Genomic DNA, 15,232 nt, shown 5'->3' with positions numbered 1-15,232 from the left:
TCGGGCGAGGAAATCCCGTGTCGTGCATGTAATCGTTTACGACAGAAAATTGTTTGCCGGGAGCTCACGTTTTGTCGGGCAGAACACAGAATGCAGATGTTCCGTGGAGCTTTTACGGTCGTTCTGCTTGCCCAAATTACGCTAGTTGCGCTTGTGCCTCAGCTCGACGGCATTGGCGAAATGCCAGTTGTACGACTTGCGAGTACCACCTTTGTGCAGGAGTAGAGCGAGCCTGCTCAATCCAGCTCTGTCGCGCATTGCCTGTCCATTCGCTTGCGATCATCGGCTCTTGGAGAACAAGCTTACTGTCTGTGGTCAAAAGACAGAATAAACGATCTCAATCGAGCGAGAAGTATAGAAGATCTATCCCCTTCAAGCCGGGACTCATTATCGGAGCCGAAGCTTGCGCAGCGTGACGCCCTTCTGTTCGTTCATCTGGAGCCGGTGTGCGGCGTTGAATTTGGCGGTCCTCCTGGGAGTCCACGTCGATGCTCGCAGCCAGAAACTGGCCGTGACTGCGTGTTGGAGCGATGACGCCGCATAGCATCCAACGAGGTGCATCGGCAGCCTTCACGAAGGATTGCGCAATGAGGAGCGGCAGCAGAGTGCAATCCGCATCAACTTGGATATGCCGGGAGCCGACGTAGGATGATATCGGCATTCCACAGCACAACGAAGCGCGGGTGCGGATGCACGTCCGCATGCGCAGGTGGACGCGAACGATTCAGGCCGTGACCAGGTCAATGGCGGGACAAATACGGGGCCGGCTCGCGTTTGCGGGCCAAGCTCGTCGGCCGCTCAATCGACAGCGTCATGTGAGGCGGCTCCTCCCCCGCATGCAACTGGAGGACGCGCTCATCCAGTTCCTTGTCGGCCGTGGTGAGGCGATGGTTGAGGCGCAGGTAGTCCGTCCAGGTCGGCGTTTGGAAGGTTTCAGTCCAGTGCGTAGGCTTCTGAAGGTTGCGCTGGAGGGTCCAGCGCCGAGCGCCGACGCGGCTGTGCACGTGCCGGCGCTCCCGCATGAGATCCAGAAACGGCGCAACATGGGTGTCAGGGATCAGATACTCGACCTTGACGACGATGGGTCCGCTTCTCGGCTTCAGGTCGAGGGCCACCGCCGGGGCGTCGAAGGCCTCCAGAGGATCAGACCCGGAGCCACGGTGCTCCCGCAGCGGGAACAGAACGCCGGCTGCCGCCACAAGCACCAGCGCCCCAGCGGAGCCTCCCAGCGCATAGGTCAGGGAATGGTTCTGGGCCACCGTGCCCCACACCCAGCTGCCAGCCGCAAGACCGCCATCGATCATGGCGTAGTAGATCGAGATCGTGCGCCCCACGACCCAGCGTGGGCTCGCCAGCTGCACGCTCACGCCTAACCCGGACCAGGCGGTGACCCACCCCGCACCGCCCAAGGCGAGAGCAACGGCTGCCATCGCAACGGATGACGTCAGGGCCAGGGAGAGGGCGCAGGCCGCGCAGGCCAGGCAGGCCAGCGTCATCAGCCTCTCCTGCGACAAGATCCGTCTGAACACACTGTTGGCGAGGCCGGCCAGGAACGCGCCGATCCCGAAGCCGGCCATCGCGATGCCGAACGCGATGGGCCCTCCTGCCAGCCGGTCGCGGACCACCAGGGGCAGCAGCGCGAGGATGGCGATGCTGGCCAGGCCAAACAGGGTTCCGCGGGCGATCGCCGCCTTGATCTCCGCGGACAGCGCGGTAAAGCGCAGCCCGTCATAGATGGCCGTGCGCATAGACTCGCGCGGGAGCGGCGACGAGCGAACCTTCCACTGGCAGCGCCAGATGGTGCCCAGAGGGACCAGGTAGCTGAGTGAGGTGACAATGAGGGCTGTCAGAAGGCCAAACGAGGCCACCACGAGGCCGCCGAGCGCCGGGCCAATGGTGCGGACCGTGTTGAAGCCGACGGACAGGAGCGTCACGGCCGCGGGAACATCCCGTCGGCTCACGATGTCGCCCACCGAGGCTTGCCAGGCAGGATCGTTGAGAGCGGCGCCAGATGCGATCAGGAAACTGAAGCCGAGGATCATCCACGGGCTGACAAGGCCCAGCGCCACGAAAATGGCCAGCATCGCCGATGCGATCGTCATCAGGCCCCAGCCGGCGAGCATGATCTTGCGACGGCTGTAGTTGTCGGCGACCGCCCCGACGAAGACAGACAACATGAACACCGGCAGGGTCGATGATGCCTGCACCAGCGCCACCATCAGATCGGACGTCGAGATCGTCGCCATCAGCCAGCTGATGGCAACCGTCTGCATCAGCCACCCGAGATTGGAGACCTGCATCGCAAGCCAGATGGAGCGAAAGGTCGGGTTCCTGAGCGGCGCGAACGTCGTTGGCGCCACGGGAGCTGCGTCTTCACCCACTATGCTACCCATTGTGTTAGCCGTCCTCGCCGTGAGTTTCATCGGCTCCCGAATGTTCCTGAGGTTCAGTTCTGATCAGTTTGGGCGTTGGATGCCGCTTTTCCTCTGCCATGACCTTGCCCTTGCGCTGGCATGCTGGGCAGGGCTTTCTAGCGCTCGATGCCAGCCCTCCATGATCAACGAGAATGTCATCGATGAGAGCTGAGGTCAGGATCTGCAAACGTATTTCGTAATCGCTCAGAGCAGACCCTATAGGCCTGAGTTCTGAGACTTGCTGCGCATGCATGGAGTGGTGGCGATTGCACTGAACCAATGGGAGGTGCGCTAGCATAGATTCCGTAGCAGACATATCTGTGATTGCGGCTCGATCGACCTTACCAATCGTCAGACGAACACGCTCTGAGGCAGCATCCTTAGCGCTCTGGAACGTCTCTCTGAAGGTCTTTGGCTTTTTAGCTTATTCGATGATTGACGCCGAATTTAAGCAAATAGGGTCCGCTTGCGGATGGTATCCTACAAAAAACTGGTCATTTTGGCTGGAATTTGGTCCCGGAATGTGCGCACTCCAGCGAAACCAGGAAAATCGACTGCAATTGCCAGCAGACTCAATTGGCAGGATCGCCGTGCCTCAGCGGCGCGACGCCACAGGATGGATTCGGATCAAGAAGTTGCTTCGGTTGCTATGCTGTGTCGTTGAGGGCACGCCATGAACCTAGACGATAAGTCCACCTAAATACCCGGCGGATTCTGTACTTCTGATCCTCTTCCTTACCTTACATCCGCAGTCCGACTAGTACGGAGGCTGCTCCTGAATATGCTTGGCCTCGCCGTCATGTGCTACTGCGTTCTTAACGCAACGTGGAGCACGTCATCTTGTAGGATCTTGACGGCGGTGCGTTGCATGATGAACAGAACACCGTCGTCTCGCCTCAGGGCTGCCGCTCGAGCCGCCTGGGGGAGAGGATATTTCGGTTAGGGCTCAGTCCGGTTCCTGAGATCGAGAGCGCCGCTGGCGACGAAGCCGGGAGTCCAGATCGGTGCAACATCTTCACCAGCATTACATCGCCGGACAGTGGAGCTCGCCTGAGAGGCCGCGGCTCGTTGACCTCATCAACCCTGCGACTGAAACCGTGTTTGCAACCTTTGCACCTGGTGACGGGGATGATATCGACCGCGCTGTTTGCTCAGCCCGGCAAGCCCTCAAGGCGTATGCCCAGACCACCCGACAGGAGCGGCTCGATATCCTGCGATCCATCGTCGACGGCTACCAGCGGCGCATGGACGATCTCGTCGACGCGGTCATGCTGGAGATGGGCGCTCCCCTCACCCTTGCCCGCGAGCGGCAGGTGCCGGCTGGACTCCTTCATCTGCAACAGAGCATCCAGGCGCTGGAATCCTATTCGTTCGACACTCTACACGGTTCGACCCTGATCACGCGGGAGCCTATTGGCGTCTGTGGACTGATCACACCGTGGAACTGGCCCCTTCTCCAGATTGCCTGCAAGGTTGGCCCTGCGCTTGCTGCGGGCTGCACCATGATCCTGAAGTCCAGCGAGTGTGCGCCCGCCTCGGCATCGATCTTTGCGGAAATCCTGCATGAGGCTGGTGTGCCGCCCGGCGTGTTCAACCTCGTTCAGGGCGATGGACCCACCGTCGGTCAGGCCCTCGCATCCCATCCTGGTGTCGACATGGTGTCCTTCACAGGCTCAACGCACGCCGGCATCCTCGTGGCTCAAGCCACGGCAGGCACCGTGAAGCGGGTACACCAAAAGCTCGGTGGTAAGTCGCCCAACATCCTTCTCGATGACACAAGTTTCGCGGCGGCTGTGAGCCATGGGGCGTATGCCTGCTTTGCCAACAGCGGCCAGTCCTGCAATGCGCCAACCCGCCTGCTCGTCCCAGCTGGTCGGCAGCAGGAAGCAGCCAGGATCGCCAAAAGGGTTGCCGAGGACCTTGTGGTGGATCAGCCGGGCTCCCCGGCAACGGCCCTTGGCCCTGTCGCGAACAAGGCGCAGTTCACGCGGGTTCAGAACCTGATTGCTTCTGGTCTTCGGGAGGGCGCAACGCTCATTGCAGGCGGGCTCGGCCGCCCGGCTCACCTGCACCGTGGCTATTATGTTCGCCCCACTGTCTTTGCGGACGTTCACAATCGGATGGCGATTGCACAGGAGGAGATATTCGGGCCTGTTCTCTCGATCCTGCCCTACGAAAGTGAGAGTGAGGCCATCGAGAAGGCCAACGACACTTCTTTTGGCTTATCGAGCTATGTGACCTCGGCAGACCCTGAGCACGCTCGCAGGATTGCCCGTCAGATGCGCGCTGGCATGGTCCACCTGAACGGCGCGTCCAGTGACCCAGCGGCGCCATTTGGGGGGTACAAGCAGTCGGGCAACCGGCGGGAGCGCGGGGTGTTCGGGCTGGAGGAGTTCCTCGAGATCAAGTCGATCTTCGGATACAATCAGACTTGACCTTCTGACCGCACCACAGGACGAGCGGGTTGGCCCCGTGTTGGAATGAACGAGTGAGTGGTGGGCTTGGAGGGACATGAACCTCCAACCAGACGGTTATGAGCCGCCGGCATACCCATCGAGCTGCAGGCCCACACCCTTAGGACTGTGCCGCAATTCGGCACACTTGGCCATGTTAGGGAAGCCACAGCCTGTCGGGCCGGTGAGCGCCAGTTCATAGAATGCGGGAGATCAGACGTGCCGCTGAGCAGTCCTCCCGATCGGTCCACATGACAGCCCATCGGCGTGCTCTGCACGATGTAGGACGATCAAGCAATGTTGAGCCGCCAACCTTATGGTCGAGCTTGGTCACACAGGGATTGTCAAACAACAAAAAAGCCGGGCCAAAGGCCCGGCGTGAAGTTAAGGTTCGACAAAAGTCAAAACCTTCCAGAGGGAACGGCCGATGCGGCATAGCCGGGAGGAAAAGAGCGGTGCCGCGTAGAATTCAGCCGCTTCTGATATCGGCTGCATCACGCCTCGTTGCAATGCAGAATGCAACATGAAGGGGCTGCACTGAGTGCATGTTCGCGATGCTTCTGTGGGCCAAAAGAGCAAATTCTTGATTATCTTCGGAAAAGGTAACCCTGTCAGGGCTGACGATGCTAAGCGTCCTCGCTCACTCAAGGGTATAGGAGGCAGTGCAGCAGACGGGCTTCTGAGAATGCAAAACTGCATTTCTCCTGCTCCACTCCATTGCGAGTGACGTGATCCCAGCCCGCTTCAGTCCTGCTAAGGCAGCTGAGAACACAGGTAGAGAGCCGTGAGAGCAGCTGAAGTGGCAGAGGCAGTCAAGCAAACATCGATGATAGCTTGTGCGCTAAGTTCTGAAATTCGATTGAACATAGACAGCTTGAAATGAAAGTTTCTACAAGGACGGTGTCTATGTGGAACGGCTGATCAGTTCGTCAAGCGCCAGCCTGTCATTCAACTTGACTCATGCAGGTATCACTCGTTGTGGAATTCCCCGGAGAGAGCCTGTAGATCCGAATCCACTCCGCCGTAAGCGAAATCCAGGGGCTTCAGACCTCGGCCAATTGATGAAGTTGGCACAAGGAAACTTCCATCCGCATCAGGTCCGAAGGTCCTTTCAATACGCCAGCTGTGTCACTCTGCTCAAGCGATCAGATGATCAGCGCCATCGCAGTGGCGATGGCGATCAACGTTGAAATCAGACCAAGCAAGCGGAGCCCTCGGGATGGCTCACTTCGGATCCACGCGGCCTCGTCGACATGCAGAAGATCGTCGTCATCGGTTCTGCGCACAATGCGCCTCACGGTTCTGCGGGTATGAAAGTTGTTTTGAGCGCTGACGTGCGATCTCGTAACATCCGCACACGGCTCGTTCAAGGCCGGAGCGATCGGTGACCGTGATTGCACCGCGGCGCTGATGGATCAGACCGGCTGACTGAAGCCCGCTCGTGACAAGACTGACGGTCGATCGTTGCACTCCGAGCATTCGGGACAAATGCTCGTGCGTGATTGGCAAGGTCGCCTGATCGACTCGATCAAGCACCCTAAGGAGTAAGCGGCAGCAGCGAGCCTCTACGCTGTGAGCAGTGTTGCAGGCCACGACTTGTAGGGTCTCCGCCAGCAGAACCTCCGCATAGCGCAAGAAGCAGTCCCGAAGGTTCGGCCGCTCCTCGAACTCGCGATGCAGGACGTCAGTATAGATGCGCGATGCAATGCCTGGAATCTGCACAACAAAGCGCCCGATGGATCGGCGGGTGGTCAGCGCACTGACCAATCCAAACATGCCCTCACGCCCGAATATTGCCATCTCGACGCTTTTGCCTTCGGGTAGAACACTCGTCAGCGAGACAATGGCGTCGTGCGGGAAATAGACGAACGGCATGCTCTCGTCGGTTTCATAGAGTACACCCCCTTTCTTCAGCTCGACCCGCTCAAGGTGTGGCTCAAGACACGCTAATTCTGCCGGGTGTAATGCCGATAGCAACTGGTTCGTGCGATGGGATGAAGGAAAGGACATGGTAGGACCCGTGACATATCTGAGTCTTACTCTCTGCGAGACTTACAATAGCACTATCATGGTACCAAACTGGTATTCTGTGGCGACGCCGCTCCCCCTCGTTGCGGCCTCTCATTCCAAATTGCACTTCGCAATGGCGTGCCACTGCTCCGAAGAAAAGGGGCTCGCTGCGGCGATGCCGAGCGAGCCCAAGTGCGGGAGGACCGTCCCAAGAGAGTTCTCCGTGCCAGACGGAGACGAGGTGGCAGGGACGAAAGCCACCTCCTTCACTGCCGGTGCTGCCGACAGGGAGACCGGCGCAACCACATCGCCTGAGATCATCAAGAATATAAAAGATTTTTCAGACATGCTCATGCCCGATCCCCTCCCCAACCTTTGTATCTGACAAGCAGCGATTTCCCGTTCTCTCCAGATCCTTAACTGAGCAAGGATCGACGCTGCCCCATCATTCGACCCCTACTCAAATCATGCAGCAATAACTTCTTCAGCCGGCGTAAAGGTGAGACCTAGGCTGTCAGCAACAGCCTTGTAGGTCAGCCGTCCGCAGTGGATGTTAAGCCCATCCCGCAGGTGACGGTTCTCGATCGCGGCCGTGACGCCTTTGTTCGCCAGCTCCAGGCCAAACGGCAGGGTTGCGTTGTTCAGGGCGTGACTCGACGTGAGAGGAACGGCACCGGGCATGTTAGCGACACAGTAATGCACCACACCGTCGACCTCATAGGTCGGGTCAGCGTGGGTCGTGGCATGGGAGGTCTCGAAGCACCCACCCTGATCAATCGCCACATCGACAATGACAGAGCCGCGTCGCATGTGCTGCAGCATCTCGCGGGTGACCAGTTTTGGAGCACTCGCGCCCGGCACCAGGACAGCGCCGATGACGACGTCTGCCGCAAACACCTCCTGCTCGAGAGCCTCCAGCGTCGAGAAGCGGGTGCGGATCCGGCCCGCAAATTGCTCATCAAGCTCCCGCAGCCGTGGAAGCGATCGATCAAGGACCGTCACCTCTGATCCCAACCCAACAGCCATGCGGGCGGCGTGAGTCCCGACCACTCCGCCGCCGATGACAGCGACCCGGGCCGGTTGCACGCCCGGAACACCGCCAAGGAGCAGGCCGCGCCCGCCGGCCGAGCGCTTGAGGGCAGCGCCAGCCGCCTCAATGGACAGTCGGCCCGCCACCTCGCTCATCGGGGCGAGCAGCGGCAGCCCACCTTTGGCGTCCGTTACTGTTTCATAGGCAATGGCCGTGCAACCGGAGGCCAGCAGGCCCTTCGTCTGATCCGGATCCGGAGCCAAATGGAGGTAGGTGAATAGAATCTGACCCTCACGCAGCTGGACCCACTCGCTGGGTTGCGGCTCCTTAACCTTCACGACCATATCGGCTTGGGCGAAGACCTCGGCCGCCGTATCGACGACCACGGCCCCGGCCCTGCGATAGGTTTCGTCGTCTACGCCGATCCCGGCACCGGCACGGGTCTCAACCAGGACCGCGTGCCCGGCGGCGATGTACTCCCGGACCGCGCCTGGCGTAAGCCCGACGCGATACTCGTGCGTCTTGACTTCCTTTGGCACTCCGACGCGCATAATGGCCTCCTTGGTGCGGAGTCATTGATAGATGGCTATTGAGTTTCTTTTTCAGCAAAAATGGTTTGGCGGTGCATAATTTAGATCAAAAACTCACAGAATTTGTTGCAAATGTGCGTTATGTAGCTTGGCCGTTTTGCTCCTTGCTCTTGACGCGCCACACAGCCCAACACCTGCCGTGACTCTAAACTCCCTTGAATGTGAGATTCAGTGGCGGACCAACTTGGCGTAAGTGCATCTTACTGGCCAGGAGGTGGACAGAAAGCGCGTGGTACCAATTAAGAGAGGCCGTGTATCTATGCCTGGCTCGCGGCTTTGGCCCCGAGCGCCGCCTGGGCGGCCGCAAGGCGCGCGATCGGCACGCGGTAGGGCGAGCAGGACACGTAATCGAGACCCGTCGCTTCGCAGAAGTGGATCGACGCCGGATCGCCGCCATGTTCGCCGCAGATTCTGAGCTTTATGTTCGGCCTCGTTTTCTTGCCGCGCTCCACTGCGAGCTTCACCAGCTCGCCTACCCCTTCCTGACCGATGGTGACGAACGGGTCGGCCGCCATGCAGACTTCCGTCGTGATGGTGAAGCCCGGAGGCACGGGCAGGCCTAAGTTGGACATCTCGGCCAGATTGGCCCCCTTGCCGCCCAGCAGGTTCTTCATCCCCGCCTGGCCCTCGGCCTTACCGTCCTCGAAGGTATAGACACAGTTCCGATCAGACATTGTTTTGGTTCTCACATATTGACGTAGTTCGGCCCACCGCCGCCCTCGGGCGTCACCCAGTTGATGTTCTGGTTCGGGTCCTTGATGTCACAGGTTTTGCAGTGGACGCAGTTCTGGGCGTTGATCTGGTAGCGCACCCCACCCTCGCCCTCGACCCATTCATAGACGCCTGCCGGACAGTAGCGCTGCGAAGGCCCGCCAAAGACATCGTGCTCCGAGCCCTTCTGCAGGCTCATGTCCTTGACCTTGAGATGGACCGGCTGATCCTCCTCGTGGTTGGTATTGGATAGGAACACCGAGGACAGCTTGTCGAAGGTGAGCACCCCGTCGGGCTTGTCGTACTTGATCGGCTTCACCTGGGAGAGCGGCAGCAGGCACTCGTGGTCGGGCTTGCCGTGGCTCATAGTGCCGAAGGGCGACCAGCCGAAGATCTCGGTGAGCCACATGTCGAGGCCGCCGAGCGCCACGCCGGCCGTGGTGCCGTATTTGGACCAGAGCGGCTTCACGTTGCGCACGCGCTTGAGGTCGTAGCCGATGGGCGAGGAGCGCCAGGATTCCTCGTAGGACGCGACCTCGTCATGCGCCCTGCCCGCCTGCAGGGCCGCGAACACGTGGTCGGCGCAGAGCATGCCCGACAGGATGGCATTGTGGCTGCCCTTGATGCGCGGCACGTTGACGAAGCCCGCCGAGTCGCCCACGAGGCAGCCGCCCGGGAAGCTCAGGCGCGGCACCGACTGCCAGCCGCCCTCCATGATGGCGCGCGCGCCATAGCCAATGCGCTTTGCGCCCTCGAACACCTCGCGCACCATCGGGTGCGTCTTGAAGCGCTGGAATTCGTCGAAGGGCGACAGGGTCGGGTTCTTGTAGTTGAGATGCACCACGAAGCCGACCGACACCAGATTGTCGTCGAAATGGTAGAGCCAGGAGCCGCCGCCGGCATTGTTGGGCAGCGGCCAGCCCATGGAATGGCGCACCAGGCCAGGCCGAAACTTCTCCGGCTTGACCTGCCACAGCTCCTTGATGCCGATGCCGTATTTCTGGTGATCCCGGCCGGCATTGAGGCCGAAGCGCTCGACCATCTGCTTGGTCAGCGAGCCGCGGGCGCCTTCGCCGAAAATCGTATATTTGGCGCGCAGCTCCATGCCGCGGGTGAAGTTGGCGTTCGGCTCGCCATTGCGGCTGATGCCCATGTCACCGGTGGCGATGCCCACCACCGTGCCGTCCTCGACCAGCACTTCCGCCGCCGGGAAGCCCGGGTAGATCTCGACGCCGACTTCTTCAGCCTTGCGGCCGAGATAGCGGGCGACATTGCCGAGCGAGCCGATGTAGTTGCCGTGGTTGTTCATGAGCTTGGGCATGAACACGTTGGGCAGCTTCACGCCGCCGGCATGGCCGAGATACATGAACTCGTCGGCCGTGACCTCCGTCTTGAGGGGCCGGTCCGGATCGGAGCGCCAGTCCGGCAGGAGGCCGTTGAGGCCGATCGGGTCGATCACGGCACCGGACAGGATATGCGCGCCGACCTCGGAGCCCTTTTCGACCACCACCACGGAGATGTCCGAGCCCGCCTCGGCCGCCTGCTGCTTAAGCCGAATGGCCGTCGCCAGCCCGGCCGGCCCCGCGCCCACGACAACGACGTCGAATTCCATCGATTCACGGGCGGGCAGATCGGACATGAGTGTTCTCCGCCCAGCCTTAAGCCGCCTGCCCGGGTGCGGCCTTGGTCAACTCCTCCTTTAGTTCCGGGAGGATCTGGAAGAGGTCGCCGACGAGGCCGTAATCGGCCACCTGGAAGATCGGGGCCTCCTCATCCTTGTTGATCGCCACGATCACCTTGGAGTCCTTCATACCGGCCAGGTGCTGAATGGCGCCTGAAATGCCCACCGCGATGTAGAGGTCGGGCGCCACCACCTTGCCGGTCTGGCCTACCTGCCAGTCGTTGGGCGCATAGCCCGCATCGACGGCCGCACGGCTTGCGCCCATGGCGGCCCCCAGCTTGTCGGCGATTGGCTCGATGTACTGCTTGAAGGCGTCGGCTGAGCCGAGCGAGCGGCCGCCGGAGATGATGATCCGGGCCGAGGTCAGCTCCGGCCGGTCGTTCTGGGCGATCTCCTCGCCCTTGAAGGTCGACAGACCCGAATCCTCTGCCGCGTTCACCGTCTCGATGGCGGCAGAGCCGCCCTCAGCGGCTGCCGGGAAGGCGGCGGTGCGCACGGTGATCACCTTCTTGGCGTCGGTGGCCTGCACGGTCTGGATGGCGTTGCCAGCATAGATCGGGCGCTCGAAGGTGTCGGGCGCCACCACCTTGGTGATGTCCGACACCTGCATCACGTCGAGGAGCGCCGCCACGCGCGGCATGATGTTCTTGCCCTTGCTGGTGGCGGGCGCCACCAGGGCATCGTAGGAGCCGGCCAGCGAGACGATCAGCGCCGCGGTCGGCTCGGCGAGCTGGTGCTCGTAAGGAGCGGCGTCGGCCAGCAGCACCTTCTCCACGCCGGCGAGCTTGGACGCGGCCTCGGCGGCGGCGCGGGCGTTGGAGCCGGCGACCAGCACATGGACCGGGCCGCCAAGGGCCTTGGCGGCGGAAAGCGCCTTGTGGGTGGCGTCCTTCAGGTGAGCGTTGTCGTGCTCGGCAAACAGCAAGGTGGTCATTGTTGGTCTTCTCCCTTAGAGCACACCGGCTTCGACTTTGAGCTTCGAAACCAGTTCAGCCACCGAGCCGACCTTCACTCCGGCCTTGCGGCCACCCGGCTCGGCGGTCTTGAGGACCTTCAGGCGGGGGCTGACGTCGACGCCGAGCATCTCAGGGCTCGTCTCGTCGAGCGGCTTCTTCTTGGCCTTCATGATGTTGGGCAGCGACGCATAGCGCGGCTCGTTGAGCCGCAGGTCCGTGGTGACGATGGCGGGCAGCTTCAGGCCCACGGTCTGCAGGCCGCCGTCGACCTCGCGCGTGACGTCGATGGAGCCCTCGCCCACATTGACCTTGAACGCAAACGTACCCTGCGGCCAGCCGAGGAGAGCTGCGAGCATCTGGCCGGTCTGGTTGGAATCGTCGTCGATGGCCTGCTTGCCCATGATGACGAGATCGGGCTTTTCCTGCTCGACCACCTTGGCCAGGATCTTGGCGACGGCCAGCGGCTCCACGGCAGCGTCGGTCTTGACCAGGATGCCACGGTCAGCGCCCATGGCGAGCGCGGTGCGGATGGTCTCGCCGGCCTGTTGCGGGCCGATGGAGACGGCGACGATCTCGGTGGCCTTGCCCTGCTCCTTGAGACGCACGGCCTCCTCGACGGCGATCTCGTCGAAGGGGTTCATGGACATCTTGATGTTGGCAAGCTCCACGCCGGAGCCGTCCGGCTTCACCCGGATCTTCACGTTGTAGTCCACAACCCGCTTCACACACACAAGAAGCTTCATTCGTCTATCCTCCTAAGAGCAGCTCACACCCGCTCCAGTGCAATTGCGATGCCCTGCCCTACACCAATACACATGGTAGCAAGGGCCCGCTTGCCTCTCTTGCTCGCCAGTTCCAACGCCGCTGTCCCGCTGATGCGTGCACCGGACATGCCAAGAGGGTGCCCGAGCGCGATAGCGCCACCGTTGGGATTCACTCGTGGGTCGGCGTCCGCGATATCAAGGTCGCGCAAGGTGGCGAGACCTTGGCTGGCAAAGGCCTCATTCAATTCAATGACATCGAAATCCGCCGTCGTGAACCCAAGCCGGGCCATCAACTTTTTCGAGGCCGGCGCTGGGCCGATACCCATGATCCGCGGCGGAACACCGGCTGTAGCTCCACCGAGGATGCGGGCGATTGGGTTCAAGCCGTGTTTTGCCGCCGCCTTGTCTGAGGCGAGGATCAACGCCGCCGCACCGTCGTTAATGCCGGAAGCATTGCCGGCTGTCACCGTTCCTCCCTTACGGAAGGGCGTGGGCAGTTTTGCCAATGCCTCCAGCGTTGTCGCGCGAGGGTGTTCATCACGATCAACTATAACCGGTTCACCCTTGCGGCTGGGAATGGTCACGGAGGTGATTTCTCGCGCAAACCGCCCGCTCTCTTGCGCCGCTGCCGCCTTGACCTGAGACCGCAGTGCAAACGCATCCTGATCCTCACGGCTTATGCGGAACTCCTCGGCCACGTTCTCGCCGGTCTCTGGCATGGAATCCACGCCGTATTGCTGCTTCATCAACGGATTCACAGAACGCCAGCCGATAGTCGTGTCGTGGATCTCAGCATGTCGTGAAAAGGCAGCTTCGGCCTTGGGCATAACAAACGGCGCCCGTGACATGCTTTCTACACCGCCTGCGATCATCAGGCTGGCCTCGCCAGCCTTGATGGCCCGCGCGGCCGTGATCACTGCATCCATTCCGGATCCGCACAGCCGGTTGATCGTCGTGCCTGGCACGCCCGCCGGAAGCCCCGCCACTAGGGTCGACATACGAGCGATATTCCGATTGTCCTCGCCCGCCTGGTTTGCGCAGCCGAAAATCACGTCATCGACGGCGTCCCATTCCACGCTCTGATTGCGCATCATCAGTGTACGTAAAGGAGCGGCTCCGAGGTCATCGGCACGCACTGACGAGAGCGCACCGCCGAAGCGGCCAATGGGGGTACGGATAAAGTCGCAGATATAAACCTCAGTCATTCGACAACTCCGGAACGATCAGGTCGACCACCGGGCCGTCGCTGAAAAGCTCGGCGCCAGTCTGGGTTTGGAGCACCTCAAAAGAAAGTGTGGGCAACTTCTCGCGCAGAATGAAGTGCCCGTCCTTGATGTCCAAGACCGCCAAGCTGGTATAGACGCGGGTGACGCAGCCGACACCAGTCAGAGGAAGGGTGCAGCATTTCACGAGCTTCGGCTGGCCATCCTTCGTCACATGATCCGTGATGACGGCCACGCGCTTCGCCCCGTGAACGAGGTCCATCGCTCCCCCAACAGCTGGAACGCCTCTGGGCCCAGTGCTCCAGTTCGCAAGATCTCCATTCTCGGCCACCTGATAGGCGCCAAGTATCGCTACATCCAAGTGACCGCCGCGCACCATGGCAAAACTGTCAGCATGATGGAAGAAAGCAGCACCGGGGTTCATCGTGACAGCCTTCTTGCCGGCGTTGATCAGATCCCAGTCCTCTTTCCCTTCCGCCGGAGCCTCGCCGAAGTTCAGGATGCCGTTCTCCGTATGAAAGATCGCTTGTCGCCCGGGAGGCTGGTACTGAGCAACCATCTCGGGGAAACCGATGCCGAGGTTAACATAGGCGCCGTCCGCGATGTCCTGTGCGGCGCGCCAAGCGATCTGCGCATTGGAAAGCTTGATGGTCATGGATAGTGCGCTCCGGCGCGATTTAGGACTTCTTCCTGCTGCGGGTTGGACACCTCAACGAGACCCTGCACGAAGATGCCAGGGGTGACGACGTGCTCGGGATCAATGTCGCCGGGCTCCACGATGTGGCTAACCTGCACGATCGTTGTCGCAGCTGCCATGCACATCAACGGATTAAAGTTCCGCGCAGCCTTGCTGTAGGTCAGATTGCCGTGGCGATCTCCAACGTGGGCTTTGACCAGCCCAAAATCGGCCTTCAGCCAATTTTCCTGCACGTAAGGACGGCCATCGAATTCCGTGATCGCCTTGCCCTTGGCTAGGTCAGTTCCAAAGGCTGTAGGCGTGTAGAAGGCGGGGATGCCGGCCCCGCCGGCGCGGATGCGCTCCGCAAGCGTGCCTTGCGGCACCAATTCGAGTTCGATCTCACCCGCCAGATATTTCTCTGTAAAGACGCGCGGGTCGGACGAGCGCGGAAACGAGCAGATCAACTTCCGCACCATTCCGTGTTCGATAAGTGCGGCGAGACCAACATGGCCATTGCCTGCGTTGTTGTTCACGATCGTCAAATTCTTCGGGCAACCGGTCGCGCGGAAGCGATCAATCAGCGCGTGGATCAGTTCAATCGGCGAGCCTGCGCCGCCGAAACCACCGATCATCACTGTTGCATCATCACCAATCCTCGCCACTGCATCGGCGAGATCTCCGATTGTCTTGTCCATCGGAAGGGTTCCTCTCTGCCAGAGGA

At 61.0% G+C, this 15,232-nt stretch carries 10 protein-coding genes and 1 pseudogene; 1 reads left to right on the top strand and 10 read right to left on the bottom strand.

Annotation, left to right across the window (positions count from 1 at the left end; genetic code table 11):
- Positions 1-740: 740 nt before the first annotated feature.
- Entirely contained in the window at positions 741-2,393 is a 1,653-nt protein-coding gene (locus JO965_RS29715) for an MFS transporter (RefSeq protein WP_203444509.1), read from the bottom strand.
- A 1,025-nt stretch (positions 2,394-3,418) separates the two neighbouring features.
- Between JO965_RS29715 and JO965_RS29710 the strand changes: the two genes are divergently transcribed.
- Positions 3,419-4,849 (top strand): aldehyde dehydrogenase family protein, encoded by a 1,431-nt coding sequence (locus tag JO965_RS29710; protein ID WP_203444508.1) that lies wholly within the window; start codon positions 3,419-3,421, stop codon positions 4,847-4,849.
- Positions 4,850-6,136: 1,287 nt separating this feature from the next.
- Here JO965_RS29710 and JO965_RS29705 read toward each other — a convergent pair.
- From JO965_RS29705 to JO965_RS29665, 9 genes and pseudogenes are all read right to left on the bottom strand, one after another.
- Positions 6,137-6,877 carry a Crp/Fnr family transcriptional regulator gene (locus tag JO965_RS29705; RefSeq protein ID WP_203444507.1) on the bottom strand — a complete coding sequence of 247 codons (741 nt, stop codon included), beginning with the start codon at positions 6,875-6,877 and terminating at the stop codon, positions 6,137-6,139.
- A gap of 465 nt (positions 6,878-7,342) precedes the next feature.
- Positions 7,343-8,458 (bottom strand): alanine dehydrogenase, encoded by a 1,116-nt coding sequence (gene ald, locus JO965_RS29700; RefSeq protein ID WP_203444506.1) that lies wholly within the window; start codon positions 8,456-8,458, stop codon positions 7,343-7,345.
- Positions 8,459-8,754: 296 nt separating this feature from the next.
- Positions 8,755-9,009: pseudogene (locus JO965_RS48285) on the bottom strand (putative PEP-binding protein); the annotation flags it as partial.
- Between the two features lie 173 nt (positions 9,010-9,182).
- Entirely contained in the window at positions 9,183-10,847 is a 1,665-nt protein-coding gene (locus JO965_RS29690) for an electron transfer flavoprotein-ubiquinone oxidoreductase (protein ID WP_203444504.1), read from the bottom strand.
- 19 nt (positions 10,848-10,866) lie between these two features.
- A complete protein-coding gene (locus tag JO965_RS29685; RefSeq protein ID WP_203444503.1) occupies positions 10,867-11,823 on the bottom strand; it encodes an electron transfer flavoprotein subunit alpha/FixB family protein in 957 nt (318 codons plus the stop codon).
- A 15-nt stretch (positions 11,824-11,838) separates the two neighbouring features.
- The gene (locus JO965_RS29680; RefSeq protein WP_203444502.1) at positions 11,839-12,588 is read right to left on the bottom strand and encodes an electron transfer flavoprotein subunit beta/FixA family protein; all 750 of its coding nucleotides are present in this window, start codon (positions 12,586-12,588) and stop codon (positions 11,839-11,841) included.
- A gap of 23 nt (positions 12,589-12,611) precedes the next feature.
- On the bottom strand, positions 12,612-13,814 hold the full coding sequence (gene pcaF, locus JO965_RS29675) for a 3-oxoadipyl-CoA thiolase (protein WP_203444501.1): 1,203 nt from the start codon (positions 13,812-13,814) through the stop codon (positions 12,612-12,614).
- Positions 13,807-14,487, bottom strand: coding sequence for a 3-oxoacid CoA-transferase subunit B (locus JO965_RS29670; protein WP_203444500.1), 681 nt, complete (start codon positions 14,485-14,487; stop codon positions 13,807-13,809). The genes pcaF and JO965_RS29670 overlap by 8 nt, the downstream gene beginning before the upstream one ends.
- Positions 14,484-15,206 carry a 3-oxoacid CoA-transferase subunit A gene (locus JO965_RS29665; protein ID WP_203444499.1) on the bottom strand — a complete coding sequence of 241 codons (723 nt, stop codon included), beginning with the start codon at positions 15,204-15,206 and terminating at the stop codon, positions 14,484-14,486. The genes JO965_RS29670 and JO965_RS29665 overlap by 4 nt, the downstream gene beginning before the upstream one ends.
- Positions 15,207-15,232: the final 26 nt, after the last annotated feature.

The sequence above is a fragment of the Microvirga sp. VF16 genome (assembly GCF_016864375.1).
Classification (GTDB): domain Bacteria; phylum Pseudomonadota; class Alphaproteobacteria; order Rhizobiales; family Beijerinckiaceae; genus Microvirga.
The sequence above is the reverse complement of the archived record's forward strand: the minus strand, read 5'-3'. Positions and strand labels throughout refer to the sequence as shown.

Excerpts from the sequence above, each read along its gene's own strand:
- JO965_RS29715 (WP_203444509.1), bottom strand. The coding sequence starts at position 2,393 with ATGGGTAGCATAGTGGGTGAAGACGCAGCTCCCGTGGCGCCAACGACG.
- JO965_RS29705 (WP_203444507.1), bottom strand. The coding sequence starts at position 6,877 with ATGTCCTTTCCTTCATCCCATCGCACGAACCAGTTGCTATCGGCATTA.
- ald (WP_203444506.1), bottom strand. The coding sequence starts at position 8,458 with ATGCGCGTCGGAGTGCCAAAGGAAGTCAAGACGCACGAGTATCGCGTC.
- JO965_RS29690 (WP_203444504.1), bottom strand. The coding sequence starts at position 10,847 with ATGTCCGATCTGCCCGCCCGTGAATCGATGGAATTCGACGTCGTTGTC.
- JO965_RS29685 (WP_203444503.1), bottom strand. The coding sequence starts at position 11,823 with ATGACCACCTTGCTGTTTGCCGAGCACGACAACGCTCACCTGAAGGAC.
- JO965_RS29680 (WP_203444502.1), bottom strand. The coding sequence starts at position 12,588 with ATGAAGCTTCTTGTGTGTGTGAAGCGGGTTGTGGACTACAACGTGAAG.
- pcaF (WP_203444501.1), bottom strand. The coding sequence starts at position 13,814 with ATGACTGAGGTTTATATCTGCGACTTTATCCGTACCCCCATTGGCCGC.
- JO965_RS29670 (WP_203444500.1), bottom strand. The coding sequence starts at position 14,487 with ATGACCATCAAGCTTTCCAATGCGCAGATCGCTTGGCGCGCCGCACAG.
- JO965_RS29665 (WP_203444499.1), bottom strand. The coding sequence starts at position 15,206 with ATGGACAAGACAATCGGAGATCTCGCCGATGCAGTGGCGAGGATTGGT.